This window comes from Hallella faecis (assembly GCF_018789675.1).
Classification (GTDB): Bacteria; Bacteroidota; Bacteroidia; order Bacteroidales; family Bacteroidaceae; genus Prevotella; species Prevotella faecis.
Genome location: NZ_JAHKBE010000062.1, coordinates 1 through 14,777, shown reverse-complemented (window position 1 = coordinate 14,777; position 14,777 = coordinate 1). Strand labels below are relative to the sequence as shown.

13 protein-coding genes are annotated in these 14,777 nt (G+C 54.9%); 6 read left to right on the top strand and 7 right to left on the bottom strand.

Going from position 1 to position 14,777, the window contains the following annotated elements; translation table 11 throughout:
* From KM934_RS11240 to KM934_RS11225, 4 genes are all read right to left on the bottom strand, one after another.
* Nucleotides 1-322, bottom strand: a 322-nt coding sequence (locus KM934_RS11240) for a transposase (RefSeq protein ID WP_215760697.1), incomplete at its 3' end; no start/stop codon positions are given.
* 790 nt (nt 323-1,112) lie between these two features.
* Nucleotides 1,113-2,372, bottom strand: coding sequence for a clostripain-related cysteine peptidase (locus KM934_RS11235; protein ID WP_215760696.1), 1,260 nt, complete (start codon nt 2,370-2,372; stop codon nt 1,113-1,115).
* A 33-nt stretch (nt 2,373-2,405) separates the two neighbouring features.
* The gene (locus tag KM934_RS11230) at nt 2,406-3,113 is read right to left on the bottom strand and encodes a copper homeostasis protein CutC (RefSeq protein WP_215760695.1); all 708 of its coding nucleotides are present in this window, start codon (nt 3,111-3,113) and stop codon (nt 2,406-2,408) included.
* 84 nt (nt 3,114-3,197) lie between these two features.
* The gene (locus KM934_RS11225; protein ID WP_215760694.1) at nt 3,198-5,174 is read right to left on the bottom strand and encodes a transglutaminase domain-containing protein; all 1,977 of its coding nucleotides are present in this window, start codon (nt 5,172-5,174) and stop codon (nt 3,198-3,200) included.
* Between the two features lie 93 nt (nt 5,175-5,267).
* On the opposite strand from KM934_RS11225, the gene KM934_RS11220 reads away from it, so the two are divergent.
* The gene (locus KM934_RS11220; RefSeq protein ID WP_215760693.1) at nt 5,268-6,542 is read left to right on the top strand and encodes a glycoside hydrolase 5 family protein; all 1,275 of its coding nucleotides are present in this window, start codon (nt 5,268-5,270) and stop codon (nt 6,540-6,542) included.
* A 9-nt stretch (nt 6,543-6,551) separates the two neighbouring features.
* Here the strand turns inward: KM934_RS11220 and KM934_RS11215 are convergent, their stop codons facing one another.
* The 3 genes from KM934_RS11215 to KM934_RS11205 form a co-directional block, all read right to left on the bottom strand.
* A complete protein-coding gene (locus KM934_RS11215) occupies nt 6,552-7,508 on the bottom strand; it encodes a cation diffusion facilitator family transporter (protein ID WP_252344986.1) in 957 nt (318 codons plus the stop codon).
* Between the two features lie 267 nt (nt 7,509-7,775).
* Nucleotides 7,776-8,387: an OmpH family outer membrane protein gene (locus tag KM934_RS11210; protein ID WP_215760691.1), complete on the bottom strand. Its 612-nt coding sequence runs from the start codon at nt 8,385-8,387 to the stop codon at nt 7,776-7,778.
* Between the two features lie 35 nt (nt 8,388-8,422).
* Nucleotides 8,423-8,620: a hypothetical protein gene (locus KM934_RS11205; RefSeq protein WP_215760690.1), complete on the bottom strand. Its 198-nt coding sequence runs from the start codon at nt 8,618-8,620 to the stop codon at nt 8,423-8,425.
* A 105-nt stretch (nt 8,621-8,725) separates the two neighbouring features.
* Between KM934_RS11205 and KM934_RS11200 the strand changes: the two genes are divergently transcribed.
* The 5 genes from KM934_RS11200 to KM934_RS11180 all read left to right on the top strand — a co-directional run bounded on the left by KM934_RS11200 (nt 8,726) and on the right by KM934_RS11180 (nt 14,598).
* Nucleotides 8,726-10,180: an aminoacyl-histidine dipeptidase gene (locus KM934_RS11200; protein WP_215760689.1), complete on the top strand. Its 1,455-nt coding sequence runs from the start codon at nt 8,726-8,728 to the stop codon at nt 10,178-10,180.
* Nucleotides 10,181-10,197: 17 nt separating this feature from the next.
* Entirely contained in the window at nt 10,198-10,533 is a 336-nt protein-coding gene (locus KM934_RS11195; RefSeq protein ID WP_215760688.1) for a hypothetical protein, read from the top strand.
* Nucleotides 10,534-11,134: 601 nt separating this feature from the next.
* Entirely contained in the window at nt 11,135-13,189 is a 2,055-nt protein-coding gene (gene htpG, locus KM934_RS11190; protein WP_215760687.1) for a molecular chaperone HtpG, read from the top strand.
* Nucleotides 13,186-13,833, top strand: a complete 648-nt coding sequence (gene nth / locus KM934_RS11185; protein WP_215760686.1) for an endonuclease III — start codon at nt 13,186-13,188, stop codon at nt 13,831-13,833. Before htpG ends, nth begins: the two co-directional genes overlap by 4 nt.
* 51 nt (nt 13,834-13,884) lie before the next feature.
* On the top strand, nt 13,885-14,598 hold the full coding sequence (locus KM934_RS11180; protein WP_215760685.1) for a DUF2461 domain-containing protein: 714 nt from the start codon (nt 13,885-13,887) through the stop codon (nt 14,596-14,598).
* The last annotated feature ends 179 nt before the right edge of the window (nt 14,599-14,777 follow it).

Below are 14,777 nucleotides of genomic sequence, written 5' to 3'. Positions count from 1 at the left end.
CTGGAACGAAAACGGGTTTCTCCGTGAACTTGGGAAGCCCAAGCAGATATTGCATATAGGGATTCTCCTGGATGGCCTGGATGGTCTTCTCATCGCTCAGACCCTCAACATGCTTCACTATCAGAGCACCAATAACCATACGAGCAGGCTTATTGCCTGCCCCGTTGTGTCGGTTCTTCAGTCGCTTGTTGTATTCCTGCTCTATCTTGTCCCAGGGAAGATTGTCGGCAAGCTTCACCCAGCGGTTGGACTTGCTCAAACCCGCGAGAGGCTCTTGAAGTTCAAACAGCTCGTGACTGTGGTATTGGGAGTAGTATTTCATGTCGATTCTTGTTGATTTTAACACCCAAAGGTAATCATTTCCAGTGAACTACGGAAATATATTGGAAGGTAATTTGTTGAATTTCGGTTGGTTACATTTAATTAGTAGACCCTAATTAAAACCAAAGCATACAATATCATCTCACAATGATTGCGTTATGTTTGCTTAGGCGATTTTCAATCATCAAGTTGCAGCTATTATTCATTAAAAGACATACCCCCCTATGCATCTACGTAATAATCATAGTAGATCTGAGTAAGTCACAATTGCACTACATAATAATCTGAAAAACGTCAAGTCTTTTGGTTAAAAAGTTGGACTGGGTTTTCGGACGAACCAGAGAACATAATTGAAGATTTTGTAAGATTTTCGATTACAGAATAGAGACCGCCTTTGACATTTGGCATGTTTCGACTTGCGGTTTGGCATGTTTCAACACTCGATCAGGTAGCTTTCGCATGACGGTTAGGCAGGTTCGAAGATTCGAAAGATGCCTAACCGCAACGCATAACGAAGGCTGGGATGCGCCATGACGGACAAGATATTCGTAACACTCTAATTATCAATCTCTTGTATTACTATGTCGAGAATCACGTATTTGAAATGAAAAGCCGGGGCGCTCAAAAGAAATGTGTAGATTGCTATATAGTTTGTTGGTAAAATTCCGCACAAGCAATTCTCACCCTATCACACGCCTCTCATTGCCATCCCCACAGAGCGTAGGGAGGCATTGGGAGAATTTCTGTTTGGGGGAGTGGGGCACCTATGAGCGTTGACCCGCCCGCCAGACCTATTCCTCGTGCGTAGCCTTCCACCACTCCGTGCTCTTCTTCCCTTTTTCTGCCACACTACTGGTGCTTGGGTCGGAGATGGTGATGCCGCTGAACGTGTTTACGGGAATGTAGACGGGATGGTCGTAGAGGTAGGAGTAGAGCGTCTGTGTGGAGGCTGCATAGGGCACGGCGCGCTTGAGCTGGGCGTGGAAGTCACTGAGCAGGGTGGCGTTGGCGCAGAGGTGGTCCACATAATCGCCGAGGTCGAAGAACAAGGGTGTGGCGAATCCGTCGAGCACCTGCAGCGAGTCGACCATTGCCTGTGGCAAGGCATAACGGCTGTTGATGTTTCGCATGATGGAAGCCAGGGCGTCCATCTGTCGGCAGTCGATGGCCGACAGGGCACCACTGGGCGTGGGGTACGCCTCGTAGAACGTGTGGAAGGTGCTCACCATGTTGCCATAGGAAGGTGTGGCCGATCCGAGGTATCGCCACATGGCGGCGTAGGGCATGCCCATGGCCATGATCTCGGAGGTGGAGGCCACGAGCCAGTTGGTGGCTTGGCGCAAGGCGTAGGCCGTCTCCACGTTGGCCATGTAACAGTTGTCGAACAACAGGTATTGCAGCTTCACGCCCGCCTGGCGGATGCCCTCGGCGAGCGTCGCCACGTCGATGGCGTAAGCGTTGGCGGTGACCGACCCGAAGAAGCGCGTCTGTGGGTAGGCCGATGCTTCGCCGCCCACAGGCAGGGGCGCCCGCTTGGCGCAGGAGGGATAATCGTCCCAGTCGGCGATGCGCGTCCATCCACATCCATGTCCGCCAACAATCATGGCGTAGTTGAGTGCGAACGCATGGTCCTTCACGTCGTTGAGGATCTGCGCGATGCCCTCCGCCGTGGTGTAGCTGTGGCCCGTGTAGGTCTTGAGCGGGATGTGGGCAAGCACGCCGCGCTGGTAGGTAACCTCATACATCTGCGACGCCTGGGCCGACGTACTGACAAACACCACCAAGCGTCCCGCGTAGCCGCGGTTGGCCACGATGGCCCGCTCTATACTGTCGAGGTTCTGTTGGAAAGCATGGTATAGTCCTTGGTCGTCGTTGTCGTTGCCCGTCCACGGCATAAACACCAAGACTGTCTGCTTGTTGATCTCGTTGACGTTGACGGGGTCGTCGTTGGCACAACTGGCCAATAGCGCGCCTACGGCCAGCAGGAAGGAGAGAAGCGCCGCCAGGGTCTTGGTGGCGTGGCGCAATGGGGAGAAACGGAATAGAATCATAAGAGGATTTTGTTTACGATGCAAAGGTACGAATTAGCGGCATGCTGTTTTGACGGTTCGGATTTTCTCGGCATCCGACACCAAGCCCGTGCGCAGGGAGCCGTGGATCTCCGTGGCCCCCGTAGCCTTCAGGATGTGGGCGGCGTTCTCGGGAGTTACGCCAGCGCCACACAGGATGGTGAACGGGCGTCCCATCGTGGCGGATAGCTCATGCGCCTTGCCAACCATCTGCCTCAGCAAGGGTATGCCCGCCTCGGCCGTGGGTTGCTGGCCAGAGGTGAGGATGCGGTTACACCCCACCTGCGCGATCTGCTCCATGGCCTCCAACGGATGGCGACACACATCGAAAGCGCGGTGGAAGGTGATGTTGCGGCACCTGTGGCCATCGGTCGGGCCCACGGCCTCCACCCACCGGCGACAAGCGTCGAGATCGATGTCGCCATCGGCCGTAAGGGCGCCCACAACCACCCCATCGACACCCTCGGCCACGGCCATGCGTATCTCGCCAGCCATCTCGACCACCTCGGCGTCGGTGTAAACGAAATGGCCCTCGCGCGAGCGGATGAGCACATGCACCACCACACCGGCAGGTCGGCAGAGGCGCACCGCCTCGCGTATCATCTCCCTATGGGGCGTAAGGCCGTCGAGCTCCAGGTCGCGGCACAACTCTATGCGGTCGGCGCCACCCTCGATGGCTCCCTTCACACTCTCGATGTTACCGCAGCAAACTTCTAATATCATGGTTTTTCTTGAAATGAAACGGTTATGGCTTAGGCCCTCCACTTTTCTGCAACGAGAGAAGCGAAGGGCCTAAGGATGAATGGGTTATTGTGCGCTCTGAACGGATGTGGCGCTTGCGTTCTTCTCGCTATCGTCGAGTTGCAAGTCGCTCTTCACGCTACGCGAACTGGTACGGAAGTAGACCGGCACTTCGGTGGTTTGGCCCGCCTTCAACGAGAACATCACGCTATGGGTGAGCACGTCGCCACCCTTGAGGCGCGTGCCCGTGGTGAGCAGATAATCGCCCGCGGGGAGGTTGAGACCCTTGCGGAACTTCTCGGTAACGGTGGGATCGTCGTCGGCATAGTCGAGCGGCATGGGACGACCGTCCACCAGCTGCGAGATGGTGTAGCCATGATAATACATGACCTGGGCGGGAACATCGAGCTTCAGCACGCCTTGCGCGCCTTGCGGCTCGGCGTTCTGCTGATCGGCGAGGCGGAGCCACGTGTCGCCATCGGCCACCATGGCCTTGCCTAACGGGTCGAGCATGGCACGCATGCCAAGGGCGCGGGCACCTGCCACGGTGAAGAGCTCACGGCTGCGCGCATCGCACTTGCGGCGGTTGTAAACGCCCACCACGGAAACAAAGAGTTGCTTGGGGTTGTTGGCGTTGTCGACCTGGATATGCTTCTCCACCCAGGCTATCCATTGCTGGGCCGTCATCTTGGGCAAGCGCTTCTGCAGGTAGCCCACAAAGGGACGGAGATGCTCGGTAGAGACGCGCACTCCCCCACTCCGCAACGCCTCATCGTTCAGCAGGCAAGCGTCGTGCAACACGTCGAGCGTAACGTCGCGCAGGTCTTTCTCGCTCAGGCCCTGAAGCACCATCGAGGCCTTGGGGTTCTTCTCCTTCAGGAACTTATCCATCACCCTCCAATTGCTGCGCGCCTTTTTCAACACCTCGTTGTCGCCCTGGTAGAAAGCCGCCTGCTGATAGGCCGTACGTATCTTATCCTCTGCCACCAGGCGGCGACCATTGGCGCTTACGGTGTCGACGATGCTGCGGTCGGGCTCCTCAAGCACAGTGGTGGGAACATGCCAATCGTACTCCTCCACCCATGCGCTACCCGGTTGGTAGCAGGGCGTGATGGTCAGCTCAGTGGTGTAGCCATCGGCCTTCTTCACACCATACTTGCCCTTGGCGCTCACCCATACCTGCAAATCGCCATAGCCCGTGGTGAAGGCGGCACGGCCCTCGGCGTCGGTGGTGACGGTCGACAGGGGGTAGAACTCCGAATAGTTGTAAAGGCGGAAGTCGACGGTGGCGTTGGCGATAGGCGCACCCTGCGCATCGACCACCCTCACCCTCAAGGTCTTGGTGGGCGCATAGGTGGCTGTGGTGGCGATCTCGTGGCCCTCATAATCGTAGCCACGGATGAGCATGGCACGGCTGGCGGCCCAGTTGAACCAACCCTTGTCTAAGGTGGCCTCTGGCTCGCACGCACCCATGAAGCGCCACTTGCCATCGACCCACACCTCTACCCAAGCATGGTTATCGTCGGTATGGGCCCAACGGGGACAATAAACCTGACGGGCGGGAATGCCCACGGCACGCAAAGCCGACACCGTGAAGGTGCTCTCCTCGCCACAACGGCCAATGCTATTGCGCATGGTGGCCAACGGAGCCGACGTGCGTCCGTCGCTCGGCCGATAGCTCACCTTCTCGTGGCACCAGTGGTTCACCTCCAAGGCGGCTTGCTCCATGGTGAGGCCCTTGAGGCGCGGAGCCAACTCCTTATAGATGATTTCGCGCGCATCGTCCAACGCCTCGTTGTTCACTCGCACAGGAAGTACGAAATGTTCAAACTCCCATCGCGGAACGCTACGGCCCCACGCCATCTGCGAACGGGCCTTCAGCGCCATGCGCACCTGCTTCTGCCAGTAGGACTTGGGATAATCAACGCTGTCGGGGGTCGACATGTTCTTATAAAGGAAAGCAAGGCTCTCGGCCTCAGTCTGCGCCGACAAGGGCAGGCTCATTGCCGCAAAAACGAAAGCGGCCAGCATGGTTCTTTTCATAGGTGGTTTTTAATTTTCGTCAAAATTACAATGATATGGCCAATAATCCAAATTTTTCTATAACTTTGTAGCCAAACAATTCACCTAACCAACATGAAACGCATTCTCTACATCGCCACCCTTCTGGTTGTAGGGGCCATCGCCACCATGGCCCAAGGCTTCGTAAAGGTCGACGGCGACCATTTCACACGCGACGGAAAACCCTACACGTTCAACGGCACCAACATGTGGTATGCCGCCATCCTCGGCAGCACCGGACAAGGGGGAGACCGCGCCCGACTGGTGCGCGAGCTCGACGAGTTGAAACGACGCGGCATCATGAACATACGCGCCTTGGCAGGAGGATCCGACGGATTGTCGGAGCGACCCTCGCACACGTGGCCCTCGCTGCAACCCCAGGCAGGCGTTTACAACGACACGTTGCTGGCCGGACTCGACTTCTTCGTGGCCCAACTGGAAAAGCGCGGCATGACCTGCGTGCTCTATCTCAACAACTCATGGGACTGGAGCGGAGGCTTCGGCACCTACCTGGAATGGGCGGGCATGGGTCAGGCACCCGACGGAAGCAAGGACTGGGATGGGTTTCAGAAATACCATGCGCAGTTTACACGCAACAAAAAGGCCATGCGACTGGCCGCCAACCACGTGAGGTTCATGGTGGGACGCACCAACACCATCACAGGCAAGCCCTATGCCGAGAGCACGGCCATCATGGCATGGGAACTATGCAACGAGCCGCGCCCCTTCGTGCAATGCGGCTTGCTCAGCGACAAGGAGAAGGCGGCCATCAAACGGTCGTTTGTCCAATGGATTGGCGCACAGGCCAAGCTCATCAAACGCCTCGACCCCAACCACCTCGTGACCACGGGCAGCGAGGGCTACTATGGTTGCGCACGCGACTCGTCCCTGCTACGTGAGGTTCACGCCTTTGCCGAGATCGATTATTGTTGCCTCCATTGTTGGCCCAACAACTGGGGATGGTGTGGACCGGCCATCGCCGAGACGGCCAACTGCAAGCAACGCAACGGCATAAGCGCTCCCCAAGACTCATTGGCCAACGCCATCAGGCGGTCGGAAGCGTACATCGACCTCAACCGGCGAATCCTCGCGCCCTTGGGAAAGCCCATCGTGTTGGAGGAATATGGGTATCCGCGCGACAACTACGACATACGGCCCGGCACACCCGTAACGGCCCGCAAGGCCTACTACCGCTTTATCGCCACCCTGCCCTTGGCCGGCAAGAACTTCTGGGGATGGGCCGGGGAGGCTCGACCACCCCACGACCGTTGGCAGCGATGGGATGCTTACACCGCCGACCCCGCCCAAGAGGAGCAGGGACTATACTCGGTGTTCGATTGCGACGAATAACCACATTCCTTATTCCTTCGTCTGTCGGGGCGCCTCATACTGCCCATTCACCTTGATGGGCTCAAGGTGGATGTTTATGATGGTGCCCTCACCAAAGTGGGTCCTTAGCCGGCGTTCTATGTGGGTGGCATGCTCATGCGCCTCATAGAGCGACAAGGAACCGGGCATGCGTAAATGCATCTCGACGGCGATGTTGTTGCCAATGCGACGGGTGCGAAGGTTGTGCACTTCACGCACGCCCTCCTCCTCATTGGCGATCCTCACGATCTCGTTCTCCTCCGCCTCGGGCAGGCTGGCGTCGGTAAGCTCCTTCACCGACTGCATCACCAATGCCCAAGCGGCCTTGATGATGAAGGCGCTCACCACGATGGCGGCAAGCGGATCGAGCACGGCCCAGCGCTCACCCAACAAGATGGCGCCACCTATGCCCACCATGGTGCCGACGCTCGACAAGGCGTCGCTCCGATGGTGCCAGGCATTGGCCACCACGGCCTCAGAATGACACTTGCGACCGACGCGCACCGTGAACTGGTAGGCCCACTCTTTCAGGGCGACGCTCGCTATGGCGGCGACCAAGGCCACCACGCCTGGCTGCTGCAACTGCACGCCACAGATGGCCTGATAGGTCTTGACCACGCCCGAATAGCAAATCATCAAGCCCACCACCAGGAGCGACAATCCGATGATGGCCGTGGCCAACGTCTCGTACTTGCCGTGCCCGTAATCGTGGTCCTCGTCCTGCGGTTTACTTCCCAACTTCACAAACACCAACACCACCACATCGGTGGCGAAATCGGTGAGCGAATGGATGGCGTCGGCGATCATGGCCGCCGAATGGCCTAAGATGCCCGCGGCAAACTTCAGCGCGAGCAACGCCACATTGATGACACTACCAGCCAAGGTTACCTTATAAACCTCTCTCACGCGGTCGGAGCCATCGGCTTTTCTTTCGTTCTTGTTCGTCATTTTTAACCTCCTAAAGAAGCGATCGGCTTCTTTCATCCTACTGAATTACAATCTGTTATAAATCTACATTCCCCATCGACCATGCTATGTTAAGGATTGAAATGCTGGATGAGCCCAACAAATCTTTCGCTTTGGCCTGAGGACCGATTGGGGGTTGGAAAATGTACTCTATGAAAAAATCCCGCAGGTCGGCAACTACTTGCTGACTTGCGAGATTGTTCGGTTGACGGCCGTTTGCCGCTTTCACACCATAATTATATAGAGTGCTTATTTCTTAGCCTTGTCGGCGGTAGCCTTGCCCTTGTAAGCCTTGTTCAAGCCAGCCACCACCTCGTTGGTGATGTCGTAGGCCTTGTCGGCATAGAGCAGGTTGTCGCCTTGCTTCGAGAAGATGAGGCTATACTTCTTGTCCTTGTTGTAGAAAGCCAAGTAGTGCTGCAACGAGTCGTGCAGAGCCTTGTTGAAGTTATCGGTCTCGGTCTGGAACTCAGCGCTCAAACGCTGGTTGAGCACCTGCAGGTCGTTGTTCTGCTTCTGCAAGCCAGCCTGGATGGCCTCTGCCTGCTCGCGGGTATATGCGTTCTGCTGAATCTTCTGCTGGAAGTTGGCGGCTGCGGCCTGCAGCTGCTGCTGCTTGGTAGCCAATGTCTTCTGGATGTTGTTACCCTTGGTCTCCAAGATCTTGCTATACTCCTTGCAGAACTTATACTGCGTCATGATGGAGTCGACCTCCACGTAAGCAATCTTGGCGCACTCGCCCGACTTCTGGGCAGAGGCGGGAGTCTTGTCGTCCATCTTAGGACTGCTCTTGTCGCATGAGACAAGACCCATCGTTGTCGCAGCTGCAAGAGCCACGGAAAGAATGATGTTCTTCTTCATTTCTCAATTATGTAGTTTTGTTATTATTCACGGGGTTACGAAAGCAACGGCTTCTTCGACTGAGCCTCTCTGTCTTGGTCGAGCACACAGTGGATGCCACGATCTTTCATGGCCTGACTATCGTGGATGTGTTGCGACTCGAAACGGCCATTCTTCTTAAAAATAACCTTTACGGACAACAACCCAACGGCAATAGCAATAATTAACACGCTTAATAGCAAAGTTTCAGTCATTTTTGTTACTTTTGCAGTGCAAGATGCACAATAATATTGCAAAGTTAAGGCAAAAAGTGGAAAGTGCAAAGAAAAATTTGATAAACCTTTATAAAAACAAGCATTATGGCAGAATTGAAACCTGCTCGTGTTTTCGAGCAATTTGCTAAAATCAATCAGATCCCTCGCCCCTCAAAGCATGAGGACGCGATGATTGCTTACCTGAAGAAGTTCGGAGAGGATCACGGACTGGAGACATTGGTCGACGAGACTGGCAACGTACTCATACGCAAGCCCGGCACCAAGGGCCACGAGGATCGCCAAACCACCATTCTGCAAAGTCACATGGACATGGTGTGCGACAAGCTCGTCGACGTGGACATCGACTTCCACAAAGACCCCATCCAGACATACGTTGATGGCGAGTGGATGCGCGCCAAGGGCACCACGCTGGGTGCCGACGACGGCATTGGATGCGCCATTGAGCTGGCCCTGCTCGACGCCGACGACATTGAGCACGGTCCCATCGAGTGTGTGTTCACACGCGACGAGGAGACGGGACTGACAGGCGCCTTCGGCATGAAGGGTGGCTTCATGACTGGCAACTATCTCATCAACCTCGACTCTGAGGACGAGGGCCAGATCTTCGTATCGTGCGCTGGCGGCATCAACACATCTGCCAACTTCACCTTCACACGCGAAGAGGCTCCCAAGGGCTACTTCTTCATGGAGGGTACGCTGAAAGGCCTCAATGGTGGCCACTCGGGCGACGACATCGACAAGAAGCGCGCCAACGCCATCAAGATTCTGTGCCGTTTCCTCTACATGGAGCAAGAGAAGATGGATCTTCGTCTGGCCCAGTGGAACTCGGGCAAGATGCACAACGCCATCCCGCGTGACGGAAAGATCATCTTCGCCGTGCCCGCCGACAAAAAGGAAGAGGTGAAGGCCGACTGGAACATCTTCCAGAAAGACGTGGAGGACGAGTTCCACGTAACCGACGGCAACATGGTGTGGTCGCTCGGTAGCGCCGACGCCCAAACCGTTATGCCAAAGAACGTGAGCGTGAACCTCATCCGCGCCATCCAGGCTGTTGACAACGGCGTGCTCGCCATGTGCCAGGACGAGGCTTTGGCCAAGATGGTGGAAACATCGAGCAACATAGCAAGCGTGCAGAGCGAGGAGGAGAAGGTCATCATTGTGAGCAGCCAGCGCTCTAACGTGATGAGCAACCTCACCAACATGGCCAACTCGGTGAAGGCCACCTTCCAACTGGCTGGCGCTGAGGTGATACAGAACGATGGCTATCCCGCATGGAAGATGAACCCCAACTCGAAGTTGGTGGAAGTTACCGTGGCAGCTTACAAGAAGCTCTTCGGAAAAGCCCCCATCGTGAAGGGCATACACGCCGGACTGGAGTGTGGCCTGTTCTCGGAAAAGTATCCGCACCTCGACATGGTGTCGTTCGGTCCTACGCTCCGCAACGTTCACACCCCCGACGAGTGCTTGTACATCCCAACCGTTCAGATGGTTTGGGACCACATGCTTGAGATTCTGAAGAACATTCCTGCAAAGGCATGAGAAAATCATTCATAACCATGATGGCTCTGTTAGCCACCCTCTTCACAGGGTGCGGACAGAGTCATGATGCAAAGAACATGGTCGAGGAGTTTATGACCACGCAAATGGGCATCAACGATTATGATGTCGCACAGTGGGGTCGTCTCGACTCCACTTTCTTCGTTTCCGACTCCATGGTGCAGGTCATGCGCAAAAACGCATCGGACAAGGTAAAAGGGCAAGAGGCTTACGCCAAGCCGTCGCAGAAGTTGCTCTTCCTCAACGTGAGATATGCCATCGGCAACGACACCATCAAGCAAACCTTCTACCTCAACGACAAGTTGACAGGCATCGTCTCGTATAAGGAAAACTAAAACCTGCCGTAAGTGAACGCCTGTTGTTAGAGAAGGGCGTGCCAAAGGCCAGAGAACGGGGCATCTGCAGTCAAACCAGAGAACACCTAAGGCATGAGAAAGAGGCATCAGCCCTCAGGCGAGGAAGACGCATCTATCCGATCCCAAGAATTCCTCCCTACAATAAAATAAGGTAAAGGATCATTGTAAATGAAGGAGCATTATAAATTAGGTCGCGGACCTTTATGATAAGGTAAAGGGCCATGATCCCCACGATTGGTTTGGGATTATCGCCTTGTCATCATAAGCCCATCGTCAAGACAACGATTCATTTTACGAATATTCATCAACCCACTTGGGATGCCGCCCTAAAAAAGGAAATCCCCCAATCCACAGTATCACTACTCTGATTGGGGGTTCTTTAACCTTTTAAAAACTAACCTTAACCTATTGAAATGAATCTATGCTGCAAAATTATAGCATTTCTCCGAACTACCTGTCAAATATTCCGTAAATTTTCAAAAAATCTTTGGCAAACGGCTTTTCTTTGTCCTCTATTTGCCGATTATGGCACGGCTTTTGCAACTATCAATACAAAAAACGAATTAAAACAACCATTATCATGCAAAAAGGTAATATCGGGGTTACGACCGAGAACATTTTCCCCGTCATCAAAAAGTTTCTCTATTCAGACCATGAGATTTTTCTCCGTGAGATGATCAGCAACGCCGTCGACGCCACGCAGAAGCTGAAGACCTTGGCACAAAAGGGCGACTTCAAGGGCGAGTTGGGCGACCTGACCATCCATGTGTCGTTCGACCCCGAGGCCAAGACGCTTACCATCAGCGACCGTGGTATCGGCATGACGGCTGAGGAGATCGATAAATACATCAACCAAATTGCATTCTCGGGCGTAACCGACTTCCTCGACAAATACAAAGATGAGGCCAATGCCATCATCGGCCACTTCGGACTGGGCTTCTACTCATCATTCATGGTGAGCGACCAGGTGGAGATCGTAACCAAGAGCTACCAGGAGGGCGCCAAGGCCATCAGATGGAGCTGCGACGGCTCGCCTTCGTTCACCATCGACGACGCCGAGAAGGCCGACCGTGGTTCCGACATCATCCTCCACATCTCCGACGATTGCAAGGAGTTTTTGGAGAAAGCACGCATCGAGCAGTTGCTCAACAAGTATTGTAAGTTTATGCCCGTTCCCGTGGCCTTCGGCAAGAAGACCGAGTGGAAGGATGGCAAGCAGGTCGACACCGACCAGGACAACATTATAAATAATGTAGAGCCGTTGTGGACCAAGGCCCCATCATCGCTGAAGGATGAGGATTACAAGAACTTCTATCGCACCCTCTACCCCATGCAGGACGAGCCTTTGTTCTGGATTCACCTCAACGTGGACTTCCCATTCCACCTCACAGGTATCCTCTACTTCCCACGCACGCATAGCAACATCGACTTGCAACGCAACAAGATTCAGCTCTATTGCAACCAGGTGTTTGTCACCGATCAGGTGGAAGGCATCGTGCCCGACTTCCTGACGTTGCTCCATGGTGTGATCGATTCTCCCGACATCCCGCTCAACGTGAGCCGCAGCTACCTGCAGAGCGACGCCAACGTGAAGAAGATCTCCACCTATATCACAAAGAAGGTGTCAGACCGTTTGCAGCAGACCTTCAAGGACGACCGCAAGGACTTCGAGGACAAGTGGAACGACCTGAAGATCTTCATCAACTACGGCATGCTCACCCAGGACGACTTCTATGAGCGCGCCAAGGAGTTTGCCTTGTTTAAGGACGTCGACGGCAAGTGCTTCACCTTCGAGGAGTACAAGACCCTCATCAAGGACAACCAGACCGACAAGAACGGCGAGCTCGTCTACCTCTACGCCACCAACAAGGACGACCAGTACTCATACATCAAGTCGGCTCAGGACAAGGGCTATAGTGTGCTCCTGCTCGATGGCCAGCTTGACGTGCCCATGGTGTCGATGTTGGAGAACAAGTTTGAGAAGAGCCATTTTGCCCGTGTCGACGCCGACATCATCGACCGCCTCATCGTCAAGGACGACAAGAAGGAGTCTGCCATTACTGGCGACGACCGCGACAATCTGTCAGAGGTGTTCCGCTCACAGATGCCACAAATGGACAAGGCCCAGTTTAACGTAGACGTGGAGTCGCTTGGCGAGAACGCCCAACCGGTAGTCATCACCGAGAGCGAATACATGCGCCGTATGAAGGAGATGAGCCACTTCCAGCCCGGCATGAGCTTCTATGGCCAGATGCCCGACACCTACACCATCGTGCTCAACGCCGACCACAAGTTGGTGAAGGGGGTGCTCGACGACACCAACAAGACGACCGCCGAGGCCCTGAAGCCTGTGGTGAGCGAACTGAAGGGATTGTCGGCCCGACTGGCCGCACTCCACCAATCACAGAACGGCAAGAAGCCCGAGGATCTGACACAGGAGGAGAAAGACGACGTGCAGAACACGCAGAAGGCCATCAGCGAGCAGCACACCAAGAAGAACCAAATCCTCGGCGACTACGCCAAGGGCAACAACATCGTGCACCAACTCATCGACTTGGCATTGCTGCAAAACGGCATGCTGAAAGGCGAGGCGCTCGATAAGTTCCTGAAGCGTTCAGTCGACATGATCAAATGACACGAAAAGAACGCTACGAGCGCATACTCAACACCTTTAGGGTGACGCAACCCCATGTGACGACAGAGCTGCTGTTTGCTTCGGCATTCCAGCTGCTCGTCGCCACGGTGTTGTCGGCCCAATGTACCGACAAGCGCGTCAACCAAGTGACGCCCGACCTTTTCAGCCATTATCCCGATGCGCGCAGTATGGCGCAAGCCGAGCCCGACGATGTGCTGGAGTATATACGGTCGGTGAGCTACCCCAACGCCAAGGCGCGCCACCTGGTGGCCATGGCACGGGCGCTGGTAACCGACCATGCGGGCGAGGTGCCCGAGAGCCACAACGAGTTGGTGAAGTTGCCGGGCGTGGGCCAAAAGACCGCCAATGTGGTTGAGGCCGTATGGTTCGGACATGCCACGATGGCAGTCGACACGCATGTGTTCCGCGTAGCCCACCGGTTGGGACTGGTGCCCAAGGAGGCCACCACCCCGCTGAAGGTGGAGCAATACCTCATGCGCCACATACCCCAAGAGGACATTCCCAACGCCCACCATTGGCTATTGCTCCATGGACGCTACGTCTGCAAGAGCGCCAAGCCGCTCTGCGCAGATTGCCCGTTCGACGGTTTCTGCCCCAAATTGTTGAAAGACAGCAAGCTCTAAGGGCAAAGCCCCAAGGCATGCCAACCCATCATCCGAAACGACACCAATGTCATGAACACAACCCTCATATTAGACTTCCTGCAAAAGATTGCAGAAAACAACAACACCACGTGGTTCCACGAGCACAAGGCCGAATATCAACAAGCCAAGGCCGAGTTTGAGCAAGGAGTGAAAGAGGCCATCCAAACCATTGCAACCTTCGACCCCACCATTGCCCACCTCACGCCCAAGGACTGTTGCTACCGTTTCAACCGCGACATCCGCTTCTCGCCCGACAAGAGCCCTTACAAGCGACATTTTGGCGCTTACATCTCAGCCCATGGCAAGAAAGGACTGCACGGAGGCTACTACATCCATGTGCGCCCAGGCCATTGTGTGCTGGCAACGGGTGTGTATTGGCTTCCCACCAACATCCTAACCGCCGTGCGCAACGAGATCATGGGCAACATCGACGAGTGGCAAGCGTGCGTGGAGAACCCCACTTTCGTAGAAACCTACGGAAGGGTGAACGAGGGATTTTGGGAAGACGACGACTACATGTCGGAGAAAGGGTTTGGCATCACTCACTTGAAAAAGGCACCACGCGACTTCCCCGCCGACTACGAGCACATCGATTATTTGAAGATGAAAGACTATTGTTGTTGGCAAACTGTGGGCGACAATTTCTTCAGCCAGCCCGATTGGACGAAGAAAATGGCCCACCTGTTTCGTGTGGCAAAACCCATGATGGACTTCACCAATAGCGTCATCGACGACTATGAATAGCGCTTCCAAGGCCCCCAAAAGGGCGAAAAAGCGTAAAAAACGTACTTTTCCTTAAAAAAGTTGCCAAAACGTTTGGAGGTTACAACAAATAGTCGTACCTTTGCAACCGCTTAAACAAAGAGGTTCCGTAGCTCAACTGAATAGAGCATCTGACTACGGATCAGAAGGTTACAGGTTTG

Coding starts and splice junctions, on each gene's coding strand:
- KM934_RS11220 (WP_215760693.1), top strand. CDS start 5,268: ATGAAACGCATTCTCTACATCGCCACCCTTCTGGTTGTAGGGGCCATC.
- KM934_RS11215 (WP_252344986.1), bottom strand. CDS start 7,508: ATGACGAACAAGAACGAAAGAAAAGCCGATGGCTCCGACCGCGTGAGA.
- KM934_RS11225 (WP_215760694.1), bottom strand. CDS start 5,174: ATGAAAAGAACCATGCTGGCCGCTTTCGTTTTTGCGGCAATGAGCCTG.
- KM934_RS11210 (WP_215760691.1), bottom strand. CDS start 8,387: ATGAAGAAGAACATCATTCTTTCCGTGGCTCTTGCAGCTGCGACAACG.
- htpG (WP_215760687.1), top strand. CDS start 11,135: ATGCAAAAAGGTAATATCGGGGTTACGACCGAGAACATTTTCCCCGTC.
- KM934_RS11205 (WP_215760690.1), bottom strand. CDS start 8,620: ATGACTGAAACTTTGCTATTAAGCGTGTTAATTATTGCTATTGCCGTT.
- nth (WP_215760686.1), top strand. CDS start 13,186: ATGACACGAAAAGAACGCTACGAGCGCATACTCAACACCTTTAGGGTG.
- KM934_RS11230 (WP_215760695.1), bottom strand. CDS start 3,113: ATGATATTAGAAGTTTGCTGCGGTAACATCGAGAGTGTGAAGGGAGCC.
- KM934_RS11195 (WP_215760688.1), top strand. CDS start 10,198: ATGATGGCTCTGTTAGCCACCCTCTTCACAGGGTGCGGACAGAGTCAT.
- KM934_RS11235 (WP_215760696.1), bottom strand. CDS start 2,372: ATGATTCTATTCCGTTTCTCCCCATTGCGCCACGCCACCAAGACCCTG.
- KM934_RS11180 (WP_215760685.1), top strand. CDS start 13,885: ATGAACACAACCCTCATATTAGACTTCCTGCAAAAGATTGCAGAAAAC.
- KM934_RS11200 (WP_215760689.1), top strand. CDS start 8,726: ATGGCAGAATTGAAACCTGCTCGTGTTTTCGAGCAATTTGCTAAAATC.